27 protein-coding genes are annotated in these 23,567 nt (G+C 43.5%); all 27 read right to left on the reverse strand.

What is annotated here, in order from left to right; genetic code table 11:
• Positions 1-23: 23 nt before the first annotated feature.
• The 27 genes from NST40_RS19380 to flgB all read right to left on the reverse strand — a co-directional run bounded on the left by NST40_RS19380 (position 24) and on the right by flgB (position 23,441).
• Positions 24-1,355 carry a chemotaxis response regulator protein-glutamate methylesterase gene (locus tag NST40_RS19380; protein WP_342409909.1) on the reverse strand — a complete coding sequence of 444 codons (1,332 nt, stop codon included), beginning with the start codon at positions 1,353-1,355 and terminating at the stop codon, positions 24-26.
• 33 nt (positions 1,356-1,388) lie between these two features.
• Positions 1,389-2,270 carry a MinD/ParA family protein gene (locus tag NST40_RS19385; protein ID WP_076276206.1) on the reverse strand — a complete coding sequence of 294 codons (882 nt, stop codon included), beginning with the start codon at positions 2,268-2,270 and terminating at the stop codon, positions 1,389-1,391.
• Positions 2,267-3,652 carry a flagellar biosynthesis protein FlhF gene (gene flhF, locus NST40_RS19390; protein ID WP_076276205.1) on the reverse strand — a complete coding sequence of 462 codons (1,386 nt, stop codon included), beginning with the start codon at positions 3,650-3,652 and terminating at the stop codon, positions 2,267-2,269. Before flhF ends, NST40_RS19385 begins: the two co-directional genes overlap by 4 nt.
• Positions 3,649-5,682 carry a flagellar biosynthesis protein FlhA gene (flhA, locus tag NST40_RS19395; protein ID WP_036688509.1) on the reverse strand — a complete coding sequence of 678 codons (2,034 nt, stop codon included), beginning with the start codon at positions 5,680-5,682 and terminating at the stop codon, positions 3,649-3,651. Before flhA ends, flhF begins: the two co-directional genes overlap by 4 nt.
• 18 nt (positions 5,683-5,700) lie before the next feature.
• Positions 5,701-6,795: a flagellar biosynthesis protein FlhB gene (gene flhB, locus NST40_RS19400; RefSeq protein WP_326047469.1), complete on the reverse strand. Its 1,095-nt coding sequence runs from the start codon at positions 6,793-6,795 to the stop codon at positions 5,701-5,703.
• A 22-nt stretch (positions 6,796-6,817) separates the two neighbouring features.
• On the reverse strand, positions 6,818-7,603 hold the full coding sequence (gene fliR / locus NST40_RS19405; RefSeq protein WP_076276204.1) for a flagellar biosynthetic protein FliR: 786 nt from the start codon (positions 7,601-7,603) through the stop codon (positions 6,818-6,820).
• Between the two features lie 9 nt (positions 7,604-7,612).
• Positions 7,613-7,882: a flagellar biosynthesis protein FliQ gene (gene fliQ / locus NST40_RS19410; RefSeq protein ID WP_076220246.1), complete on the reverse strand. Its 270-nt coding sequence runs from the start codon at positions 7,880-7,882 to the stop codon at positions 7,613-7,615.
• Positions 7,883-7,903: 21 nt separating this feature from the next.
• Positions 7,904-8,665, reverse strand: coding sequence for a flagellar type III secretion system pore protein FliP (gene fliP, locus NST40_RS19415; protein ID WP_076220247.1), 762 nt, complete (start codon positions 8,663-8,665; stop codon positions 7,904-7,906).
• Positions 8,662-9,186 carry a flagellar biosynthetic protein FliO gene (locus NST40_RS19420; RefSeq protein ID WP_076127813.1) on the reverse strand — a complete coding sequence of 175 codons (525 nt, stop codon included), beginning with the start codon at positions 9,184-9,186 and terminating at the stop codon, positions 8,662-8,664. The genes fliP and NST40_RS19420 overlap by 4 nt, the downstream gene beginning before the upstream one ends.
• Before the next feature lie 9 nt (positions 9,187-9,195).
• Positions 9,196-9,561 carry a response regulator gene (locus NST40_RS19425; protein ID WP_076127811.1) on the reverse strand — a complete coding sequence of 122 codons (366 nt, stop codon included), beginning with the start codon at positions 9,559-9,561 and terminating at the stop codon, positions 9,196-9,198.
• Between the two features lie 26 nt (positions 9,562-9,587).
• Complete coding sequence (gene fliY, locus NST40_RS19430; RefSeq protein ID WP_341004290.1) at positions 9,588-10,892, reverse strand: flagellar motor switch phosphatase FliY; 1,305 nt, start codon at positions 10,890-10,892, stop codon at positions 9,588-9,590.
• On the reverse strand, positions 10,882-11,880 hold the full coding sequence (fliM, locus tag NST40_RS19435) for a flagellar motor switch protein FliM (RefSeq protein WP_036688529.1): 999 nt from the start codon (positions 11,878-11,880) through the stop codon (positions 10,882-10,884). Before fliM ends, fliY begins: the two co-directional genes overlap by 11 nt.
• 39 nt (positions 11,881-11,919) lie before the next feature.
• On the reverse strand, positions 11,920-12,387 hold the full coding sequence (locus NST40_RS19440) for a flagellar basal body-associated FliL family protein (protein ID WP_076100380.1): 468 nt from the start codon (positions 12,385-12,387) through the stop codon (positions 11,920-11,922).
• Positions 12,384-12,608 (reverse strand): flagellar FlbD family protein, encoded by a 225-nt coding sequence (locus tag NST40_RS19445; RefSeq protein WP_036688535.1) that lies wholly within the window; start codon positions 12,606-12,608, stop codon positions 12,384-12,386. Before NST40_RS19445 ends, NST40_RS19440 begins: the two co-directional genes overlap by 4 nt.
• Before the next feature lie 89 nt (positions 12,609-12,697).
• Positions 12,698-13,516 (reverse strand): flagellar basal body rod protein FlgG, encoded by an 819-nt coding sequence (gene flgG / locus NST40_RS19450; RefSeq protein ID WP_076221002.1) that lies wholly within the window; start codon positions 13,514-13,516, stop codon positions 12,698-12,700.
• A 104-nt stretch (positions 13,517-13,620) separates the two neighbouring features.
• Positions 13,621-14,004, reverse strand: coding sequence for a TIGR02530 family flagellar biosynthesis protein (locus NST40_RS19455; RefSeq protein WP_076221004.1), 384 nt, complete (start codon positions 14,002-14,004; stop codon positions 13,621-13,623).
• Positions 14,001-14,498, reverse strand: coding sequence for a flagellar hook capping FlgD N-terminal domain-containing protein (locus tag NST40_RS19460; RefSeq protein ID WP_076276202.1), 498 nt, complete (start codon positions 14,496-14,498; stop codon positions 14,001-14,003). Before NST40_RS19460 ends, NST40_RS19455 begins: the two co-directional genes overlap by 4 nt.
• A gap of 33 nt (positions 14,499-14,531) precedes the next feature.
• Positions 14,532-16,013 carry a flagellar hook-length control protein FliK gene (locus NST40_RS19465; protein WP_076220695.1) on the reverse strand — a complete coding sequence of 494 codons (1,482 nt, stop codon included), beginning with the start codon at positions 16,011-16,013 and terminating at the stop codon, positions 14,532-14,534.
• 24 nt (positions 16,014-16,037) lie between these two features.
• Positions 16,038-16,955 (reverse strand): kinesin, encoded by a 918-nt coding sequence (locus tag NST40_RS19470; RefSeq protein WP_076220696.1) that lies wholly within the window; start codon positions 16,953-16,955, stop codon positions 16,038-16,040.
• Positions 16,956-16,994: 39 nt separating this feature from the next.
• On the reverse strand, positions 16,995-17,438 hold the full coding sequence (gene fliJ, locus NST40_RS19475; RefSeq protein ID WP_036688544.1) for a flagellar export protein FliJ: 444 nt from the start codon (positions 17,436-17,438) through the stop codon (positions 16,995-16,997).
• A gap of 9 nt (positions 17,439-17,447) precedes the next feature.
• Positions 17,448-18,773, reverse strand: a complete 1,326-nt coding sequence (fliI, locus tag NST40_RS19480) for a flagellar protein export ATPase FliI (protein ID WP_235219563.1) — start codon at positions 18,771-18,773, stop codon at positions 17,448-17,450.
• Positions 18,754-19,602 (reverse strand): FliH/SctL family protein, encoded by an 849-nt coding sequence (locus NST40_RS19485; RefSeq protein ID WP_036688548.1) that lies wholly within the window; start codon positions 19,600-19,602, stop codon positions 18,754-18,756. Before NST40_RS19485 ends, fliI begins: the two co-directional genes overlap by 20 nt.
• Entirely contained in the window at positions 19,595-20,611 is a 1,017-nt protein-coding gene (gene fliG / locus NST40_RS19490; protein WP_036688550.1) for a flagellar motor switch protein FliG, read from the reverse strand. Before fliG ends, NST40_RS19485 begins: the two co-directional genes overlap by 8 nt.
• A gap of 4 nt (positions 20,612-20,615) precedes the next feature.
• Complete coding sequence (gene fliF / locus NST40_RS19495; RefSeq protein ID WP_076127802.1) at positions 20,616-22,202, reverse strand: flagellar basal-body MS-ring/collar protein FliF; 1,587 nt, start codon at positions 22,200-22,202, stop codon at positions 20,616-20,618.
• Positions 22,203-22,236: 34 nt separating this feature from the next.
• Positions 22,237-22,548: a flagellar hook-basal body complex protein FliE gene (fliE, locus tag NST40_RS19500; RefSeq protein ID WP_076276201.1), complete on the reverse strand. Its 312-nt coding sequence runs from the start codon at positions 22,546-22,548 to the stop codon at positions 22,237-22,239.
• A 32-nt stretch (positions 22,549-22,580) separates the two neighbouring features.
• A complete protein-coding gene (gene flgC / locus NST40_RS19505; protein WP_036688555.1) occupies positions 22,581-23,027 on the reverse strand; it encodes a flagellar basal body rod protein FlgC in 447 nt (148 codons plus the stop codon).
• 6 nt (positions 23,028-23,033) lie between these two features.
• On the reverse strand, positions 23,034-23,441 hold the full coding sequence (gene flgB, locus NST40_RS19510) for a flagellar basal body rod protein FlgB (protein ID WP_036688558.1): 408 nt from the start codon (positions 23,439-23,441) through the stop codon (positions 23,034-23,036).
• Positions 23,442-23,567: the final 126 nt, after the last annotated feature.

Raw genomic sequence — 23,567 nt, forward strand, 5'->3', positions numbered from 1 at the left:
TCCCCTTTGAGTTCGCTTTTCTGTTATTTAACAGCTTGCACCAGCCTTGGAGCAATTTCTTGCAAAGGCAGTACGTGCTGGACGCACTGTAATTCCACCGCAGATCGCGGCATTCCATATACGACACAAGTTTCTTCGCTTTCAGCAAAGGTTGAGGTTACCCCAGAGTCGTATAAGGATTTCATCATTCTTGCCCCATCACTACCCATCCCTGTCATTAGTAACAAATGACGTTCTAACGATGTGAGCGGCAGCAATGATTCAAATAAAACATCCACAGAAGGTCGATGGCCATTACGTGCCTCCTCCTTTGTGAGTACAACCGCATATTGCCCTCTAGAGGATGGGACAACTTGTAAATGATAGCCTCCAGGTGCTATATAAGCAGTTCCTTTTTGCAATATCATCCCCTGCTCAGCTTCAATCACTTCTAGCGGGCTGAAGGTATTCAGTCGCTGGGCTAGTGATTTGGTAAAGTTAGGCGGCATATGCTGCACAATAACAATAGGCGCTGGAAAATCCGCAGGAATCTTTTCCAGAAATACCTTTAGAGCACGTGGTCCACCTGTAGAGCACCCCACGGCAACCAACTTTTGCAGATCATTACTCCCATACTTCCGGACCTGAGGATTTGCAGGAGCGTCAGAAGACACTTCCACTTTAGGTTTAGGCAACGGTTTTGGTGGGGTAGCGTTATTCTCTACTCTTGACCTTGCATTACTCTTTTCTGATAAAGGTGGTGGAGTAGGGATTAATGGTTTTGCTGCTCTTTTAGGATCAGTATGATCTAACAGCTGCTTCACCCGCGGTTTTTTGGTCACTTCATTTTTGAGTGAAGCTTTAGGTTCTACCTTGGGTTTGCCGGGCATCACTCTCGGTACAGTTGGCGGTGCGACTTCTACTGGCGGTATGTCTGGCAACTTAAATGCAGAAGCACGTGCTTCGCGCTGCTCCCGGGCCATCATAGCCTCTTTCATTTGTTCCCTTAAGGATTCTCCCACTCCCATGATATCCTGAGAGTTGGTAATCGAAGGTTTACGAATAAAGTCAAAAGCGCCCCATTCCAGTGCAAGAATGGTTTCCTTCATGCCCTCTTCATTGATCCCTGACAGCATAATCACTGGCAGAGGGTCTGAGGCCATTATTATTTTCAGCGCTTCCAGGCCGTTCATTTCTGGCATTTCTACATCCATAGTAACCAGATCTGGACGAAGCTCATTGATTTTTTCGATAGCCTCACGACCGTTTTTTGCTGTTGCCGTCACCTGAAAGTCAGCGTCATTTTCAATTAAATCGGAAATGATCTTGCGCATAAATGCCGAATCATCAACAACCAATACTTTATATGGCTTCATATCATTTCCACCTCTGTCCCAAATTCAGAACAACTATTTACTTCGCTTTAACCATTTATGGATAAAGCCTTTAATCCCTTGGACTTTTGTGGTCTTTTTAGAATCAATGGTCAAATAACTTAGGGCAAGCCGATGTATATCTTTTGCAGCAATACTGTTTGGAAAAGCCAATGTGAAAGGCGTTTGCCTTTTGACAGCCTGCACTACATGGGCATCTGAGCTTATATGACCAAGATAAGAAATATCTAATTGCAAAAAACGACTGGCGGCCATTCGGATCTTGTCGCTTGTCGCTATGGCTTCCCTTTCATCACCTGCCTGGTTCACAATCAATTTAAAGGAAGTCTCAGGATAGGAACGATTCACAACCTTCATTAATGCGTATGCATCTGTGATAGCTGTTGGTTCTGGTGTAGTAACGACTAAGCAATCGTCGGCAGAAGTTATAAACTTCATCGTTTCCTTAGATAATCCAGCACCTGTATCGAACAAAATATAATCCATGCTGTCCGCGATAAGTGCTATCTGATTTGTGAAATAATCAAGATCAGACTCTGAAAGAGTAAATAGCTCATCCATTCCAGAACCACCTGCTATAAAAGGGAGCGAATTCGGACCGTATTGAATAATCTGCTCGATATCCGCTTCTCTTTTTAACAAATGATATAGATTATATCTCGCCGATACGCCCATCAACACATCTATATTAGCCATGCCGATATCTGCATCGAACAGCAAAACCCGTTTGCCCATAGCTTTTAAAGTTAGAGCGAAGTTAAGTGTAAAATTCGACTTACCAACGCCCCCTTTACCACTACACACCGTAATGATCCTGGCGGATGATCCCCCTCTTACAGCTACTTTAGAATCCTGACTGGATACAAGCTGTCTTAAGGATTGTGCCTGATCCATCATGTTTCACCTGTTCCAAGAAGCAACTCACTAAGCTGTCCTTTGGTAGCCATAAGCAGATCATCAGGTACATTTTGACCATCGGTCATATAAGACAAGGTAAGTGGGAAGTCATTCAGGACATTAAAGAGCGGGCCGTAACTCCCCGTCTCATCCAGCTTTGTGAAAATAACCTTGTCCAGTCTATATCTGCCGAAATGCTCTGCAATAAGTTTCATATCTCGGCTTTTGGAGGTCAGGCTAAGCACAAGATAGGTTTCACTTCTCAATTCCTTCGCAAGCAAGCTTTGCAATTCTGCTACTAGCATATCATTGCGATAATTTCGGCCAGCTGTATCCATTAATACTAGATCACAACTCTCCAAGCGAAAGAGTGCTCTTTGCAAATCTCCTGGCGATTGGACAACCTCCAGTGGGACATTGAGGATAGCAGCATAGGTTCGCAACTGTTCAACAGCTGAGATTCTATACGTATCTGAGGTGATAAACCCTACCTTGCGTCCGTGCTTAAATAGCTGTTCTGCCGCAAGCTTAGCTATGGTTGTGGTCTTTCCAACTCCAGTAGGTCCGGCAATATATACAATTTGAGTATCCCGGGCAATTCCATCAGCAATTCGCCCCGTCAGGAAACCGTCAATCTGTTCTTTAAGAGACCCCATAAATTTCTCTGGTCCCCATGTACGCCCTTCATCTACCCACCGTTCCGAGATGTTACTGATCCATTCCTCAACAAGCACAGCATCCATTTCCTGCTCTAACAAAAGATCCCGTAACTCCTGCAGACTGTCTGGCAATTCTCTTCCACCTGAAGAGTGTCTGGCAATTCGCTCCATCCAGAGCTTCATATCTCTAATCTCACGAAGAACATCATTTTCGAGACCGGTGGCAACCTGTGAAGATTGTTCTAATCCTAATGATTCATACAACGCTGATACAGAAGGTTCATCATCCAGATTTAATTCAGGAAGTTTCTGCTCAGATTCTGGCTCTGCCTGCTTGGCTGTCGATTCTTGTACATTAATAGCTTCTGATAAGGCTGCGGCAATCTCCGCAAACGTCCGTGACTCTTCTGGCTTTTCTAATGAAACAGAAGGTACGGAAGGTATAGAAGATGTAGTTGAAGCAGATGACGCTTTTTGATAAGCCTGTGGTACTGCACTCCGTGGAATGTTCATCGCTGGCGCAGCCGGCTTTTTTGGAACATTATTCTTCTCTGCCTTTTCTACTGCTGCTACAACTTCTATTTTTTTCTTCTTAAATAATCCTAAAAATCCGCCGATTTTGATTTCCTTTGTACTTAAAATGACGGCCTCGCTCCCAAGCTCGTTGCGAATGGAAAGCATGGCGTCAGGCATCGAATCGACCACGTAACGCTTTACTCTCATAAATTCACCACTCCGACGCTTTGTATTTCAATGTTAGGCTCTAGCTCGCTATAAGACAGTACAGGAATGTCCTGCATCGTTCGTTCAATCACCTGCCGCAAATACATACGAATGGTTGGTGATGTGAGCACTATTGGCTGTTGCCCTGTCTGCAGCAATCGATTGATCTGTTCACTTAACCGCTGATAGATCGTTTGTGTCGAAGTTGGATCTAGGGCCAAATAACTTCCCTGTTCAGATTGCTGCACACTCTCGGAAATTTTCTTTTCAAGATTAGGTCCAACCGTGATGACTTTCAGCGTTTCTCCTACTTGTGAGAATTGCTGAGTAATCTGTCTAGACAAGGACTGACGAACATATTCAGTGAGAATATCCGGATCCTTGGTGTATGTCCCATAATCCGCCAATGTCTCAAAAATCGTAACCAAATCTCTGATCGATATCTTTTCACGAAGCAGCTTAGCAAGAACCTTCTGCACATCCCCAATCGCCAATACGGAAGGAATAAGATCGTCGACGAGCACTGGATAATTATCCCTAAGGTTGTCCACCAGCATCTTAGTTTCCTGTCTTCCTATCAGCTCATGTCCATGACGTTTGATTAACTCCGTCAGATGTGTTGCGACAACAGATGGAGGGTCGACTACAGTATAGCCGGACAATTCAGCCCGCTCTTTAACCGATTCATCAATCCATAATGCTGGAAGCCCAAAGGATGGTTCGATGGTCTCAATACCGTTTATAGATTCATCATCATATCCTGGACTCATTGCAAGGTAATGATTAAGTAATAATTCACCACCACCGACTGTATTTCCTTTAATTTTTATGACATATTCATTCGGTTTTAGTTGAATATTGTCGCGAATACGAATAACAGGTACTACAAGACCCATTTCTAGGGCACATTGCCGTCGAATCATGATGATACGATCTAACAGATCGCCTCCCTGACCTGTATCCGCCAAAGGAATAAGACCATAACCAAACTCGAATTCAATGGGATCAACTGACAGCAAATTAATGACACTTTCCGGACTTCGTACCTCTTCAATCTGCTTCTCTTCAACAAGTTGCTCTTCGGCAATCTGTTTCTTATTTAAATTTTGTCCCATACGGTAGGCTGCAAAAGCCAGCAAACCGGCCAATGGGAGCGTTGTAATCATATGTATGGGTGTAAAGAGTCCAAGAAAAGCTACCGTAACTGCGACAATATACAACAATTTCGGATAGGACAACAACTGTCCTGTCAGCTCTTCTGCAAGATTACCTTCCGAAGAAGCTCTAGTAACAATCAAGCCGGCTGCTGTCGAAATCAGCAAAGCTGGAATTTGACTGACGAGACCGTCCCCGATGGTCAATACAGAATAAGTGGATAACGCAGTAGCAAAGTCCATCCCGTGAACCATCATACCGATGATAAATCCACCGATGAGATTGATCAGCAAGATGATAATACTCGCAATCGCGTCTCCTTTAACGAATTTACTCGCACCGTCCATGGCTCCGAAAAAATCCGCTTCGCGTTCTACGTTACGACGACGCTCACGTGCCTGGGTTTCGTTAATCATGCCTGCGTTAAGATCGGCATCAATACTCATTTGCTTACCGGGCATCGCATCCAAGGTAAATCTAGCGCCTACCTCAGCTACGCGCTCTGAACCTTTGGTGATAACAATAAACTGAACTACTACCAAGATCAGAAACACGATAAATCCAACAGCAATTTGTCCGCCAGCGATCCAGCTACCGAAAGTAGATACCACTGAACCGGCATCTCCATAAGTCAGGATCAGTTTTGTAGTCGAGATGTTAAGTGACAGACGAAACAGTGTGGTTACTAGGAGCAATGAAGGGAAAATTGAAAATTCGAGTGCATTTTTCGTATTCATAGCAACCAGAATGATAATTAATGCGATTGAGATGTTAATAACAAGCAAAACGTCCAATAGCCAGGACGGGATAGGCAGAATCATCATAAGCACGATCCCGATGATGCCTAGCAAAACTGTTAAATCTTTAGCTTTCAATGTCCTAACCCCCCCGCCTTATCTCCTCTTACCTTTAAGCTTATATACATATGCCAGCACTTCAGCCACAGCCTGGAACAGATCATTTGGAACGACATCTCCAATCTCTGCCCTTTGGAATAATGCCCGTGCCAGCGGTTTGTTTTCCATAGTCACGACGCCGTGCTCTTTAGCCAGCTCCCGGATGCGAAGTGCTACATAATCCTGCCCTTTTGCTATAATCTGCGGCGCTTCCATCTTGGTACCGTCATATTTAAGCGCAACAGCAAAGTGCGTAGGATTCGTAATGATTACATCCGCATTTGGAACTTCCTGCATCATACGCTGCATGGCCATTCTACGTTGGCGTTCCCTGATCTTACCTTTGATTAGAGGGTCACCCTCCATTTTTTTGTATTCATCCTTGATATCCTGCTTGGACATTTTTAGGCTTTTTTCATGCTCGTATTTCTGATACATGTAGTCCAGAAAAGCCATAACCAATAGGGCAGCCCCGATTTTCAAACCAAGACTCATCGTCAGCTTGGCCGCAAATTTAAAAATCCCCTCCGCACTGATATGCGACAGGGATGCAAAGTTCTTCTTTTCTCCCCATAAAGTGCTATATACCAGATAAGCGATAATTAGAAGCTTAAATATGGATTTCAGGAACTCGACAAACGAACGCATGGAGAAAATATTTTTGAACCCTTTTATCGGATTAATCTTGCTGAATTTAGGGGTGATCCCCTCTCCTGTGGTCATAAATCCCACCTGCGCCAAATTGCTTACAAGCGCCATAACAAAAACTATTCCAAGTAATGGAGCTAGCAAAATCAGTATTTGTAGTCCATATTGATTAAATAGCAGCGTTATATTCTCAGGAGTAACCTCCATCGTCATTTGATTCTGAAATACGTCCATATATAGCTTCATGAAACGTTCTTTCATAAAACCACCAAACATCATCAAGCTAACTATTGCTGATAACAATACAACTGCACCGGATAGCTCAGCACTTTTGGCTACTTGACCCTTCTTACGAGCATCTTGCCGTTTCTTCGGGGTTGCTTTTTCCGTCTTTTCACCGGCGAATTGTTGAAGATCCAGTCTATACCGCTTCGTCTTAGGCATAATACGCTCCCCTTACGGTCACCTACGGACTCTTCCCCATGAGACTCAATAAATTCTCCATGGATTCGAACATGATATCGAAGAGATTCTGAAACAGCACAGCCAGACCAGGCATGAGCACTAAAAGCAGTGCAAGACCTATAATGATTTTGAGCGGAACCCCAATAACAAATACATTATATTGCGGAGCCGTTCTCGCCAAGAAAGCAAGGCCAACATCAGTCAGAAACAGCGCAGTTACTAAAGGAGCCGACATTTGAAAAGCGAGTACAAAGGACTGCACAAATGTTCGAACCAGAAACTCTGATAAACTACCGTCAATCATGCCTAGAAATAAATCATTATTCATAGGAACCCATTTATAACTGTACACAATAGCATCTAGCAGATGGTGATGACCATTCATGCTCAGAAACATTAGCAGGGCAATCATATATTTGAAATTACCGATAACAGGTGCAGATGTTCCAGTCATAGGATCAATGACATTAGCAATACCGAAGCCAATCTGAATATCTATAAACGAACCTGCTGTCTGAATCGCCATAAACATCAAATATCCAATGAAACCTAGCAATAAACCTATTAATATCTCTCTGGCAATCAGCAAAATATAACTGAAATCCTGCGGGATTGTAAGTCCTGTTCCATTAGCGCTAAAGACAACCAATGCTACAAAAAAAGAAATGCCAATCTTAAAGGTTGTCGGGACCCCTTGTGAAGAGAACACAGGAACGACAACAAAAAAAGCGGTTATTCGACAAAAAATAAGCAAAAAGACGGGTAAACTTTGCAGTAGGGTCTCCATGTTCATTCTTTAACCAATATACATATAGAGATTACCCAAAATTTGGCTTGTAAAGTCAATCAGCTTCGTGACGATCCACGGACCAAATAGCAATAAAGCCAGTAGCACTGCGACGATTTTGGGAACAAACGCTAGCGTCTGTTCCTGAATCTGTGTCGTAGCCTGAAAAATACTGATTATTAGTCCTACCACCAGACCAAGAATCAGCATGGGTGCGCTGACTTCCAGCACTAAATATACGGCTTGGCTTGCTAGCCCGATTATAAACTCCGTACTCATCCCTCATGCCTCCTCTTTAGGTCAGGTGTTAAAACTAAGAAGTAATGATTTAATGACTAAGTACCAGCCGTCTACCAGTACAAAGAGCATTATTTTAAAAGGTAATGAAATCATAACCGGGGGAAGCATCATCATCCCCATGGCCATCAGCGTGCTCGCCACAACAATATCAATAATCAGGAATGGTATGAAAATTAAGAAGCCCATTGTAAAAGCTTTTTTCAATTCACCAATTGCGAAAGCTGGCACCATCACCGTCAGTGGAATATCACTGTATGTAGCCGGTTTAGTAGATCCGGTATAACCGGTGTATTTCATAAATAACAGAAGATCTTTGGTGTTCGTCTGTTTAAACATAAATTCTTTCATCGGATCAGCAGCTTTATCAAAAGCTTCGGTCTGGGTGATTGTCCCCTTCATATACGGCTGCAACGCGTTTTCATTCACAGTGGCCAGCGTTGGTGACATAATGAACAGGGTCAGAAACAGAGCAAGTCCTACCAGCACCTGGTTCGGAGGCATATTCTGAGTACCCAGCGATGTTCTCACAAAACCTAATACGATTACAATTCTAGTAAAGCTAGTCATAAGAACCAGAAACGCCGGAGCAATACTCAGAACCGTAACAAGAAGAAGAATTGATATGGAACTGGTACCACTGCTTGAACCTTCATTACCGACCTGAATATTAACATTAGGTATAGGATCAGCATGTATCGGCGTCATCATAACCACACTGATAATACCGAACAGCAGAATAGCAAGAATTAGCTTCTTTTTCATATATTCCTCGACTCATCCTTAGTAACATCATCCCGAAGCAGCTCTTCCATTTTCTCTTTACGCTCTGGTGCAGAACGAAGCTTGGATTGCAGAGTCTCGTAAAAAGATGATGTTTCACTAAGTTCAATTTCCTGAGATGGAACCTCCCCACGCAGCTTTACCTTAACCTTGGCAATAAGCGGTGCGAGGAAATTATTCTGGTTAGAGGACTGATCCTCAAATGCCGCAATGATCAATGCTACCTCATCCGGATCGGTGACTTTATCCAAAATGGATATATTCTCACCAATCCCGATTAAGTAAAGACTGCTTCCCAGTTCGATAACCTGCATCGACTTATTAGGTCCAAGCCCAATTGCACCAAGCGTTCTTATGGAACGGTTGCTCATAAAGGTCTGATTACGTCGTCCAAGAAAACGAATTAGTACCACTATAAGTACAATGATTATCGCCAGGACAATAATAACTTTAAACAAATTCAGCAGGGTGTTACTGCTTCCGAACGCTTCGGAATATAACATGACTTTATCCTACGCGCCCAACGTTTTGTTAATAGCTTCGATAACCCGGTCAGCTTGGAAAGGCTTCACAATAAAGTCTTTAGCTCCTGCTTGGATTGCATCGATAACCATAGCCTGCTGGCCCATGGCTGAACACATAATAACCTTTGCAGCCGGATCTACTTTTTTGATTTCTTTCAGGGCGGCGATTCCGTCCATCTCAGGCATAGTAATATCCATCGTGATGAGGTCCGGACGCAGTTCCTTGAATTTTTCTATCGCTTGAGAACCGTCCTGAGCTTCGCCCACTACTTCAAATCCGTTTTTCGACAAAATGTCACGGATCATCATTCTCATAAATGCTGCATCGTCCACGATTAGAATTCGGTTAGCCATTTTTACAAAATCCTCCCTAAGTATGCTTATTGTAATTTCTGAATTCGGTCCCACTGGCTGACGATATCCGTAACGCGTACGCCAAAGTTTTCGTCGATAACAACGACTTCACCTTTGGCAATAAGCTTGTTGTTAACCAAAATATCTACAGGCTCACCTGCGAGCTTGTCCAGCTCAATAATTGAGCCTTGTGACATTTCTAAAATATCTTTGATCTGCTTCTGGGTCCTTCCTAATTCTACGGTTACTCTAAGCGGTATGTCCATCAATAAATTTAAATTATTTTCATCAATATGACCAAAGGCCCCACCATTCAGATTTGCAAATTGCACAGGCTGTACATTTACATTGCGATTTGCCTCAGAATTAAGCGGTGGTGTCTGTCCATATGGCATCCCTTGCGGTGGCATACCGTATGGTGGCATCCCAGGCATTCCGTATGCTGGCATACCCGCTGGAGGATAATAATACCCGCCTTCTGGCATCCCTGGATACGGTGGCATACCCTGCGGTGGATATGGTGGTTGCGTTCCTCCTGCGGGCTGTGAGGGCGCCTGTTGCACCGGAGGTGCTGGAGGTGGTGTCTCAGCAGAATTAGTCACGGCAGGTGTTTCAGCCATTGTGACCGCTGCCTCCTCCTCTGCAGGACTAACATCACCAAGAAGCATGGATACCATATCTTTTGCGAACTGAACAGGCAAGAGCTGCATAATAGTAGAATCTATCAAATCACCAATTTTAAGCCGGAACGAAATACGAATTAAGGTCTCATCGTCTGGCAGACTGCCTACTCCTTCTCCGCTGGACATATTCAAAATGTCGATACCCGGAGGCGAGATATTAACAAAACGATTAAAAATCGTAGACATCGATGTAGCAGAAGAACCCATCATTTGATTCATAGCTTCTTGCACAGCGCTAATATGAATTTCGTTCAACTCTTCATCCTGAGGTTCGCCAGCACCGCCAAGCATCAAATCGGCAATGACCTGCGCATCCCTAATCTTAATAACTAGTGAGTTAATGCCTTGAAACCCATCCACATATTGAACGTGAACAGCTACATGCGGTTTAGGAAAAGCAATTTCAAACTCCCCGCGTGTAATGATCGAAACTTGAGGGGTTGTAATATCTACTTTTTTCCCTAGTAAAGTGGAAAGTGCTGTTGCTGCACTGCCAAACGTTATATTACCAATTTCGCCCAAAGCGTCCTGTTCAAACGGTGTTAAATAGTCATCTACCGTTTTCTCCGTAGGAGCTAATGAGCCCTCCGCAGATTGTCTCAGAAGGGCGTCGATTTCTTCTTGGGATAAATAATCTTTACTCGTCAAATTCTTCAACTCCTTCATTGACAATTTCGTCTATTTGCACGGCTACCCGATCTTTAACCATTCCGGGACTTCCGATGAACTTAAGCTTCTCCCCTACCTTAATCGACAGTCCAGAATCTACGTTTCTGTTGAGAGAAATCACATCACCGACACTAAGCCCTAAGAATTCAGATATGGATAAGCTCGATTCTCCAAGTTCAGCAACAATCGGCAGCTTCGCTTTATGAACTCTAGCTCTAATGGCTAGAAGCTCATCTTCATCCCGTGTCTTCTTCTCTGTCACAAACCATTGATGAACAGAAAGTCTGGACATGATAGGCTCTAGAACGACATGCGGTATACAAAGATTGATCATGCCCGTTGTATCTCCAATTTTGGTACTTAGAGAGATTAATGCAATGGTCTCATTGGGCGATACAATCTGCATGAACTGCGGGTTCGTCTCGAGAGCTTCCATCCGCGGATGAATATCCAGCACCGTTTTCCAAGCCTCCTGCAGACTCTCAAAACATCTACTAAAGATACGCTCCATAATTGTTGTTTCGATCTCAGTAAGAGCATTAATCTTAGAAGGTGCAGTTCCAAAGCCTCCAAGCAACCTGTCCAGCATAGCAAAAGCAATGTTAGGATGAACTTCCATTACCATGCGGCCCTCTAAAGGTTCTGCTTCAAAAATGTTCAATATCGTCATTTTCGGTATGGAGCGAATAAATTCATCATAAGGGAGCTGCTCTACTTGAACGACATTAATCTGAACGAAGGTGCGCAATTGGGCTGAAAAATACGTTGTAAGATAACGGGCGAAATTGTCATGTATCCGTGTAAGACTGCGGATATGATCTTTGGAAAAGCGGACAGCCCGTTTAAAGTCATAAGAGCGGATTTTCTTCTGAGTTTCTTCCTTTTTTAGTTCATCGGCGTCCATCTCACCTGAAGAAAGTGCAGCAAGTAGAGCATCAATTTCGTTTTGTGATAGTACATCAACCAATTCAATCACCCCCCCATCAAAGAATTATCAGGAATAAAGCTACACAGAAGCCAAAAGGAATTTGGTGATTTCGATCTGAGTAATTTGGCCCTCAGTCAATGTCTTATTGATCAGATTAATAAGCTTACTGCTAAGCTGATCTTTTCCATTCGCTCCATTAAGGTCCTCAGGTTTGGTATCTGCAAGCGTCTTGATAATTATTGGTTTGATTTTGATCTCTTTTATTTTTTCGAATTCTTCCTTTGATTTCGCAGAACTTAGTTGGAAGGCGAAATCTACTTGAAGGATAAAATCGGGATCAGCAAGATTTGTTTTGATATCAATGATCTCTGCCGTCAATTCGACGATTTCATCTGCAGTTAAATGTTTTGTTTCCACATTTTGAACAGCAGCACTTACCTCGTTCGTATCTTTCGGAAAGATCCTGTCCATTAGTAAAAATGCGGCGACCACGATCAGAGTAATCGCTAGTAATATCGTGATAAGCCACGGCATCATCTTTTTCATGTTAGCTCCTCCATTGACTGGATTTTAATGGTGGCAGCATATGTGCCTATGTCCCTGTTATAATCCCGGATCTTCGTAATAACCTCATCGGCTTTTTCGAGAACGATTAGTCTTTTTCCAGTTACGAGCGTAATATATGTATCCGGGCTTTCTTCTACCATTTCGACCAGTAGGGCATTGATCCACATCGGTGTTCCATTTAATCTCGTTACCGATATCATAACAGGCCTCCTAACAAAATAGGGGGAGGAGTAACTCCCCCACGACTCCGCATGAACCATTTAAGAAAATTTAGAAATTATTGATTAAATTAACGCTTCAGGTTTACTACTTCCTGCAGCACTTCATCAGAAGTTGTAATGATACGTGAGTTCGCCTGGAATCCACGCTGTGATACGATCATTTCTGTAAATTCACTGGTAAGATCTACATTGGACATTTCCAGCTGTCCAGAGATGATTGCTCCGGTTCCATCTTCTGTATTATTTGCTGTAGTCGGAACTAGTTCGCCTTCTGCATTCGCATTAAGTGTCATACGGTATAGATTGCCTCCGATTTTCTCCAGACCAGATGGGTTAGTAACCTTAGCTACACCAATCTTCACTCCGGCTCCAGTTGTTCCATCTGCCAAGGTCTGTACAATCGTTCCATCATTAGAAATAGAAAACGCCGTTACATCGTCTCCTAATTGAATGAGCCCACCTTCGGAATCTAAAACATGGAGTCCGTCAGCGGTAACCAGATTACGCGCAGCGTCAATGTGGAAATCTCCAGCGCGGGTCAAAAATGCAGTCTCCTGATCCTCAGTAAGCTTAACTAGAAAAAATCCATCCCCATCGATACGTAAATCTGTCGGGTTATTAGTAGTTTGAGCACTACCAGCTAAGTGAAGAGTATCAACAGATGCAATACTAACTCCTAGCCCTATTTGTTTAGCATTCACCCCACCTTGACCATCCTCACCCGGTGCTGTAACACCAGAAACAGTTTGGCTCATAATATCTTTGAACATAACACGTCCGGATTTAAACCCGATAGTGTTTACGTTAGCAATATTATTACCGATTACATCAAGCTTAGTTTGAAAGCCTCTCATTCCTGAAACCCCTGAATACATTGATCTTAACATGTTTAATGTCCTCCCAGATTATAGAGTCCTAATAACTTTCCAAGTGAATTGGGACCGCGTCAGTCGGTCAGCGGCCGCCTCGGCTTTCCGTTAGGACCAGCCTATTATGAAATCACTATTGCACTATCGATTTGTGTAAATACATTATCTTTGATCGAGTTACCATCCATAGCAGTAACTACTGTGCGATTAGGAACGCTAACGATAAAAGCCAAATCCTTCATTAATATCAAGGATTCTTTACTTCCCTTAGCAGCTGCTTTATCCACAGCAGATGAAATTTGATCCAGCTGGCCGCTTCCAAGCTCTATCCCTCTTTGTTCTAGGCGCTTAGCAGCATGATTGCTGAATTTTAATAGTTTCTGTTGCAGTAGACTCTCAAAAGAAGCTTCCCCCGCCACAGACTGCTTAGGCAGCGAAGATCGTTGTAACGTTGAGGAATGCAGGGACGCAGGATACAGTTGGCCTATAGTAAGCCTGTCACTCATATGGTCGCCCCGCTTCCTCCGCTATTCTCCGGAGTATTACTATCTGTACCAGAACCGCCTTCTGGCGTTGCTGCGGCATTCTGAATTTGTGTAATATCGGTTAAAGCAATTCTGTCTTTCCCCACAACCGCATATTGAATACCATTGCTAACAACGATAGATTCAACATTACCTGTTTTAGGCAGCTTTGTGGCGGCGTCTGTCCATGTAATATCTTTACCGATCAACCCGGATACAGATCCAAGGGACTGATTCATAGCCGTAAGCTGAGTTGAGATATTCATCAATTGCTCCACGGATGTAAACTGGGCCATTTGCGCAATAAATTCTTTATCTTCCATCGGTTGCATCGGATCTTGATTTTGCAGCTGAGTAATCAAAATTTTCAAAAACTGATCCTTACCTAAAGTAGAATTACCCGTTGTGCGTGCACTAGAGTCGGGAGTTGTATAATTCCACTGATCTTTAGTAGAGACCGGAACTGTTGTCGCCATAACCACTCACCTCTCTTTCCTTTGTTATTAAAGTTAAGCCTTAGCAGAAAAAGATCCACCTTGGGACTGATCTTCTTGTCCCGCATTTGAAACCCAGTCCTTCCATTCACCATTCAGCTCTGCGGCTAGAACAGCATCACTGGCTTCCTCTCTGCTTTCTTTGGAGCGTCTACCCTGCTGTCCACTTCCGGAATTAGGTTGGCGTCCTTCCTGCCCCCATTGCGAATTAAGAGGGGTATTATTTTGCGTAACTTCCAGCTTCTCCACTTGAAGACCTTGAGATTGCAATGCAGCACGAAGCTGGTTCATTTGTTGTTCCAGCATGTCTTTAGCGCCGGAATGTTCAGTCATGAACTGGGCAACTAAATGACCATTTTGCATGGTGATCTTAACATCAACTTGTCCGAGATTTTCTGGAAAAAGGGATATAGTCGCTTCAGCGATACCACCTTTTTGCACAATCTCTAATTTACCCGTAATGAAACCTGTCATTTCCTGAGCAAATTGCTGAACCGGAACAGGTGCTGTTGGCACTTCAGCCTTCAGCGGTGCTGTAATTCCTCCGCGCAGAGATAACTGCCCCGCAGTAACAACCTCATGATCCCCTTCGTTAGCTGTAATTCCTAGCGGGGAATCTTGAGCAGATTCTGTTGTCTTCGTTTCCCCGGTTACGCCTGTCTTGATTAACGGTGTGTTCGCAGTCTCTGCTTCAGCTTCTTGCACAGTTCCTGATGTCACAGGCGAGCTTACAACCGTATCATTTTTCACTACAACAGCTTCTCCGGAACGACTGCTCACATTCTGAATTGTTTTATCCGTTGGGTTATTTTTGCTTTCAGTAATAACGGGCTGTTGTAAGGAAGAATCAGAATTAATACTCACATTGCTGGTCTTTCCCTTCCCCTTATTAGTGTTAGAGGAGGACTCTTCTAAAAGCCCTGTGAAATTATTCAATAAACTGATTCCCTTAGTTGCAACTTCCTCATTGCCACTTACTGCAGCTTCTTGAATCATAGAAACTAAACTTTGCAAGTCATCTTGAACTGCAAATCTTAATGTATCAGCATTCTGTGCCAATGGTGACAAGCTTCCAGCCACTTCTGCTTCCGTTGTAGTAGTACCATTCTCTGGAGCATGGCTTCCAGATAGAAGTGCAGATACCTGAAGAATCCAAGCTTGCAAGGCTACCAACAGAGCTGGATCACTACTGATACTTTCATCCAGCTTCTCAACATCAGCAGCAAGTTTTTCAAGGAGCTCACCCTTCTGAGTGTCTTGCCCTGCTTGCTCTTCTCCAGTCGGCTGCACTTCCTTTAAAAGGCCTTGCAGCAAAAAAGCTAGATTTCCCAATAGGGGTTCAGCTGGAGTCGACGGGGTGTTGGCATTGCCTCCCATGGTTTGTACCAGGGTTTGAGCAAATGGTGCACCCGTCGTTGTTGTGCCCGTTGTAGTCGATGAACTCCCGTTTACTGCAGTTGCGTTTGCACTCACAAGCGATTGAACGACTAAACTCATTTATTTTTCACCTCCTTTCCCTATCTATTTAGCACCCATCAGACGATTAACAATTTTCGCAGTTTGCGCGCTATCATTTTTAGTCATTTCTCCCAAAATAGATGAACGAACACTATCACTTACGGTATTCATAATCGTCACGACCTTATCAGGGCTAATCTTGTACATTTCTCCTAGTAACGATGCTGCATTAGCAGGAGTCATTGAGCTGAAGGTCTGATTCAACTTTTCCTTATCCAAATTCTTACTGGTTGTTGCTGTTGCTGTTGTGCCGGCATCTTTCTTCAATCTAGATTGAAGGGCTGCGATCGCCATGTCACTCGAAGATGTGGTTTCTTTTAACTTAATTGTTACATCTGCAGCCTTTTGCGGATCCATTTTTTCCAAAATCGCAGTTTTACTCGCTTTATTCATGACACTGAAGATCTGTACCATTTCTTCTGTAGTTAAATTCTCCATGATCGGTGCAGCCTTCGAAGCTTTCATGCCCGCATACAGCTTAGCCAAATCAGAAACCTGTTTCTGATAAGGATCTTCAGTTTCTTCTGTGCTTGCTTCTGCGGTTTCAGCTTCCTTCTTCATTCCCTCAATCTGTGACTCTAGCGCCTGAACCTTGGTATCCTGGGCTGTTTTTTCTTCTGTAACCTTCTTCAGGTTTTCTTCCTGCTGGGCGAGCTGAGCTTTAAGCTCCTTAATCGTTGTCGCTGAGCTCACTTCCTGCTTTTTGCTTTCTTCCTTCGGTTTAGAAGGATCCGCAGGCGGATCAGGAACCCATTTTTCCAGGATAGGAATTTTATTCGCAACTTCAAGCACATTATTACGAATGTCCATATTAAAAAGCGTCAACAGTACTCCAAGCAGTACTAGCGTGAAGATAATCGGTATCATTAAGAATAAGAACCGCTCAAATTTCCCCGCTGACCCTTCATTTTCAAGTTCCATATCATTATCAATATTAGCCACTAGCGGAAACCTCCCGGGTTAGAGGGATTTCATCGCGAAGCGGACGGTTGCCATCTCATCCAGTTCGTTTTGTTCCCGTAAAATCATACTTTGCTGAAACAGTGTCTCAGCCTTGTCTTTTGCCTTCAACCATACTTTTTCATCTAAAACCTTAGTGCTTAACTGATCTTGTTTCTTCTGGACTTCTTGATGTGCACGGCTAATGTCCGTATGCTTACGGGCAATGCATTTATCCAGATATTCCACATACTCCTGCATTTCACGAATCTTAATCATAGGTGTCTTTTGCTCTGCGGCATTTTGTAAGGATAGCATGATAGCACTCCGCTGAAAGATGAGTTCATCCAGGCTTCTTTCCTGTGCCTGCAATTCTCCAAGCGCGCTTGAGAGCATCCATTCTGCCTGTGTCTTCTCATTGCCCTTCAAGTCAACGACTTTTTGAAAAGTATAATGAAACCTCATAATACCGAATCAACTCCTTGAGAACTGTGAAATTAAAGACTGTTGAACTTCAGCCAGCGTAACTTTTTCATTCACCTTTTGTTTGGTGAAATCCCATATACTGTCGATAAATTCCATCGACTCGTCAATTTGAGCATTAGAGCCTCTTTGATAAGCTCCAATATTAATCAAATCCTCTGAATCCTTATAAACGGCCATAAGGCGTTTCACATTCTCCGCTGCTGCAATCTGTTCTTCTGGAGCAATATCCTTCATTACTCGACTTATGCTGGAAAGAACATCTATTGCTGGAAAGTGTCCTTTGTTAGCAATATTTCGATTGAGTACAATATGTCCGTCAAGTATTCCTCTGACTGCATCTGCGATTGGCTCGTTCATGTCATCACCATCAACCAGTACCGTATAGAAGGCTGTTATAGAGCCTGTAGGACCTGTACCGGCGCGTTCCAGCAGTTTGGGTAAGCTGGCAAACACCGAAGGTGTATATCCCCGCATGGCTGGCGGTTCTCCAACTGCAAGTCCAACTTCACGTTGGGCCATGGCATAACGGGTGACCGAATCCATCATCAGCATTACATTAAGGCCACGATCGCGAAAATACTCGGCAATCGTTGTAGCGATAAGAGCACCTTTTATGCGAATCAATGCAGGTTGGTCAGAGGTAGCAACAATTACTACGGATCGCTGCAAGCCCTCTGGTCCTAAATCACGTTCGATGAAATCCAATACTTCTCTGCCACGCTCACCAATCAGAGCAATAACATTTACATCGGCCGATGTATTCCGGGCAATCATCCCCATCAAAGTACTCTTGCCGACCCCCGAGCCAGCAAAAATACCGACCCGCTGTCCCTTGCCAATCGTTAGCAAACCATCAATCGCTCTCACACCAATACTGATGGGTTCCTGCACCCGCGGTCTATTAAGTGGATTGGAAGGAATATTAAAGGTAGAGCTATGTGGCATTCGTGCTGGAATGAGAGAGCCATCAAGCGGCTGCCCCAGACCATCCAGTACTTTTCCTAACAATTCAGAACCTACTTGCACGCTAAGCGGCTTACCAGTGCCCACTACATCACAACCAGGTCCAATCGCCTGCAGTTCACCAAGTGGCATCAATAGTACCTTGTTATCACGGAAACCAACGACCTCAGCTTGCAGCGGTTTGTTTCCTTTAGAAGGGTAGATGTAGCATACATCACCTATACTTGCGTCAGGACCTTCCGATTCAACCATTAGACCGATTACCTGCGTCACTTTCCCATTGATCCTCACCGGATCGAGATTACGAAGTTGCTCCTTATAACGGTTGCTATTAAGCATCGTCTTCCCCATTTCTCTGCTCATCGGTGTCCAGCGCAATTCTTACCAGCTCTTTCTTGATCTCTGCGAGCTGAGTGTCGATTCGAGCATCAATGCTGCCAAAGGAAGAGCGGATAACACATCCTTGGTCTTTTACCGTTGAGTCGGGCAAGATTTGCAGTTCAGCCTGTGAATCAACAGCTAGTGATAATTCTTCCCGAGCAGCATTCACAAAAGCGAACTGCGCTGGGGATACACAAAGTGAGATCAAACCCTGTTCTCGCTTACGAGCCAGATTTTTGCGAATTAAGTCCATTGCGAATTGTGGTTCTACCGTTAACTGCTTGTCCACAATTTTCTCTGCAATATCACAGCTTAACTCTACTAAAAAAGGCTCCGCTTCCTGAATAATCACTTCTCTTGCTTTATACGCCTCAGTCAAAACAGCACGCGCTTCTTCCATCATCTCTGCGATCTTATGCTTCATCTCTTCCTCAGCCTGAGAAACACCTTCCTCATAACCTTGCTGATGAGCTTCAGCTTTGATAGCTTCGATCAGATGTTCATCCTGCTCACGCCGTTGTTTCCACCACTCTTCAGCCTCCGCTTTCGAGGACTCTACAATCTGTTCCGCTTCAAGAGATGCATTCCGAACCTGCTCTTCAGCAAAATCCTGAGCGTCCTTAAGCATTTGCTTACGCGTCTCTTCTGCCTCTTCACGTGCGGGATCATGATAGTCAGTCTCGCTTAAAGTCTCCTCGGGAACGGGCTCCTCAGTTAGGCCCGCATATTGCCGGGCCTGTTCCAGTCTCTTAAAGACATCAACCGGAACATACTGGGAGTGTTTGATCAGCTTAGACAATGATGTCATCTCCTCCGCCACGAGCGATGATAATTTCACCAGACTCTTCGAGTCTGCGGATCGTGCCTACAATACGAGTCTGTGCTTCTTCAACATCACGCAGCCGCACAGGACCCATGTATTCCATTTCTTCTCGGAACGTTTCTGCCATACGCTTGGACATATTTCTGAAAATAACATCCCGTACTTCTTCGCTGGCAACCTTGAGTGCAAGCTGTAAATCCGCATTATCGATATCACGAACAATGCGCTGTATTGAACGATTGTCCACATTAACAATATCTTCGAATACGAACATCCGTTTTTTGATCTCTTCGGCAAGCTCTGGATCTTGAATTTCAAGAGAATCCAGAATCGTACGTTCTGTCCCCCGGTCAACCCCATTCAAGATTTGTACAATTGATTCGATACCACCAGCATTTGTATAATCCTGGGTTACTGTAGCGGAAAGCTTCTGCTCCAGCACACGTTCAATTTGCGTAATTACCTCTGGAGAGGTACTGTCCATCACAGCAATTCTTCTCGCCACCTCTGCCTGCTTCTCTTGAGGAAGTGAGGAAAGGATTGCAGCAGCTTGTTCAAATTGCAGATAAGACAATACAAGTGCAATAGTCTGTACATTTTCATTCTGGATAAAGTTGAGAATCTGATTAGGATCCGCTTTTCGTGCAAAATCAAAAGGTCTTACTTGCAATGTTGCAGTCAGACGATTAATGACCTCCATTGCTTTTGTTGACCCAAGCGCTTTCTCCAGAATTTCTTTAGCGTAGTTAATACCGCCTTGTGATATATATTCCTGGGCGAGGCATATCTGATGGAATTCAGACATGATCGACTCTTTTTCACCGCTGTCCACTTTGCGAACATTAGCAATTTCAAGAGTCAGCTGTTCAATCTCCTCGTCTCTTAAATGTTTGAAAATTTGCGCCGATACCTCGGGCCCTAGTGTGATAAGCAGGATCGCAGCTTTTTGACGGCCACTAAGTCCCTGCTGGCTAGCCTTTGCCATTAGTTCACCTCTGTTCGTCTGCAAGCCATGTACGCAGCAGATTTACGAATTCGTCTGGCTTCTTCTTGGCCAAACTTTCCAATTGCTTACGAACTTGACTTTCATTCGTCACGCTCTCCAAGTTAATAGAAGGAAATTCAGTAGGAACCTGCAATGGAATGTCTTCATCTTCCTCTTCCACAGTCTGTTTACGACTCCGGTAGATTAGATATCCTCCACCTGCTCCAACCAGCAATGCTGCTGCTCCGATAGCCCATATCATCCAAGAAGCGAGACCACCTTTAACGGTGTTGGCATCGGTGCCACCAAATTGTTGCGAGTAGACCGAAACCTTTTTGGTCAAATCAGCGTCTGTATATGTAGTACCTGAATCTGCAAGAGAAGCGCGAACAATATTCACCAAAATATTTTGAATTGCAGCTGATGTTGCATCATCTAAACTTTTTTCTCCTGAAGGTGGTTCAACTGCAACATTTATGGTTAAGTCTTTAACAGTATACGGACTAGCAATAACATCTTTAGTAATTCGGTTAACTTCGAAGTTCCTCGTTTCCGAAGATTCCTCCGAGGTAGAAGTATCCGCACCCGCATTAGAAGGATAGCCCGTAACATCTTGAGAACCAGTGCCAGCCACTCCGCCAGTCGTGTTACCTTGACCCGAATACGAATTACTAATTATTTGTGAACTGATCTCAATCCCCTTCATGTTCTCTGTATCCACAGGGGTAACAAGATCTTCCTTCCGGTTTTCCTTGTCAAAGTTCAACTTTGAGAACACAAGAACATCCACTTTATCAGGACCGGTAAGAGTGCTAAGGAATTGTTTCACATTTTTCTTTACTTCTTCTTCGAATTTCTTCTGAAGAGCGAAGTTTTCTTCAACTTGGTTTGTGACACCAGCCTGTCCACCTTTAGCTGTTGGCATTAATTCAATTTCATTATTTGCAATGGTAATGTTGTCAATTGGTAAATTAGGCACAGCAGTTTTCACAAGATTGAAATACCCGTCAATATTGTCTTGGGTAGGTCTAAATCCTGGATCAAATGAAAGCACAACGGATGCAGACGCCTGCTCCTGATCAGCCTGTGAGGCAAAAACTGTCTCTTTAGGCAAATTAATCAGCACTTTTGCATCTTTAATCCCTTGCATACGTCTCATTAACTGTTCAACTTCACCGTTTAATGCATTATTGTACTTCACGTTAAACTCGCTATCTGTTGTACCTATCATTGACGAATTTTCGTCAAAGACTTTATATCCGATAGAGCCACCTTGAACAATCCCCTGAGAACCGATATCCACCTTGACCCGAGCTGCTTCTGTACTTGGTACAGAAATACTCTTTCCATCTTGACTTAATCGGTATGAAACACCTGCTGAATCTAAGGCTTTCATTACTCCAGCCGAATCCGTACTGTCCAAATCTTGAAATGCTACTTCATATTCTGTTTTTGAAAGCTGCATGGTCATAACTACGATTATTATTAGAATGATAAACAATGTTGAAAAGAATAAAATCTTCTGTTTACCACTAAATCTGTTCCAATACAAGAGAACCTTCTCCCGATATTGGGCAAATCTTTCATTCACAGTGTCACCCCATCCGAAACTAAGCTAGGATTTATTATATTTGAGTTCTCATAATTTCTTGATAGGCTTCAATCACTTTGTTCCGGACTTGTGTAGTCAACTGTAAACTCAGTAGAGCCTGTTGGGAAGAAATCATCACTTCGTCAATGTTCACTTCTCCCAATACAAATTTATTACTCATATCCTTAGCTTGTTGTTCCTGATCAGCCACTTTATTGAGCGCATCCTCAAGATAAGAGCCAAAGCTCTCCATCGAATTAGCAGGAGTGGATGAAACTTCGGAAGTTGTCGGTTTCATAGCAAGCTGCTGTACAGCCTGAACCCCATTAGATATATTCTGTATCAACTGTTTCCCCCCTTAAGTTAATCAACATTCATTTATCTACCAATTTCGAGTGCCTTGCTTACCATAGCCTTGGATGCATTAAGCATCGTAACATTGGCATCATAAGAACGAGATGCAGATAACATATCAACCATTTCTTTGGTAATGTCTACGTTTGGCATATAGACATATCCTTCAGCATCCGCATCAGGATGGCTCGGATTGTATACCGGCTTCAATGGTGAAGTATCTTCTATGATCGACTGCACCTTAACCCCTTCATTGCTATTATTCATTTTCGAATTTAGTATATTCGAGAATTTATTACTTTCGTTCGTTTCCAAAACAACCAACTTACGTCGGTAAGGAACAGCCTTGCCATCCACCACGGATGCTCTTGTAGTTTCAGCATTGGCTACGTTGGAAGAAATTACATCCATCCGCAACCGTTGAGCCGTTAATGCAGATGCGCTGATCCCAAAACTACTTCCAAAGTTCATACTCTCTTATCCTCCTTGAATTACGGCTCGCATCATCGAAATCTGACTGTTAATCTGTTCAACATAAGAACTATACCTAAGCTGATTCTCTGCGCTTAACGCCATTTCGCGATCTACATCCACATTGTTGTCGTTATTGTTCATAGAGGTAGTTTCATCAGTATTTTCAACAGCAGCGGGAACAATTGTGTTGCTGCCAAATTGATAATGCCGGGTATCCGAAACTTTCGCTCTAAGTGTAGATTGGATTCCACTTTCCTGTTGTTGCAGGATACTTTCGAATGAAACATCAGAACGTTTGAAATTGGGCGTATCTTGATTAGCCACATTATTTGCTAGAGCATTTTGTCGTTTATAGGCAGCATCAATGCCTCCCTGCAATCGTTGAAAACTGACACTATTCAGCAATCCCAAGACAATTCCTCCTTTCAAAGCTATCATAATGAAAAGAATTCCACAACTTCCATCAAAAAACCTGCTTGCTTTCGACAAATAAAGAAAAAAATACTCTAAATTTACGGTATTCCGTCGAACGCTGTC

Origin of the sequence: Paenibacillus sp. FSL R10-2778 (genome assembly GCF_038593035.1) — a bacterium.
GTDB classification, from domain to species: domain Bacteria; phylum Bacillota; class Bacilli; order Paenibacillales; family Paenibacillaceae; genus Paenibacillus_AQ; species Paenibacillus_AQ odorifer.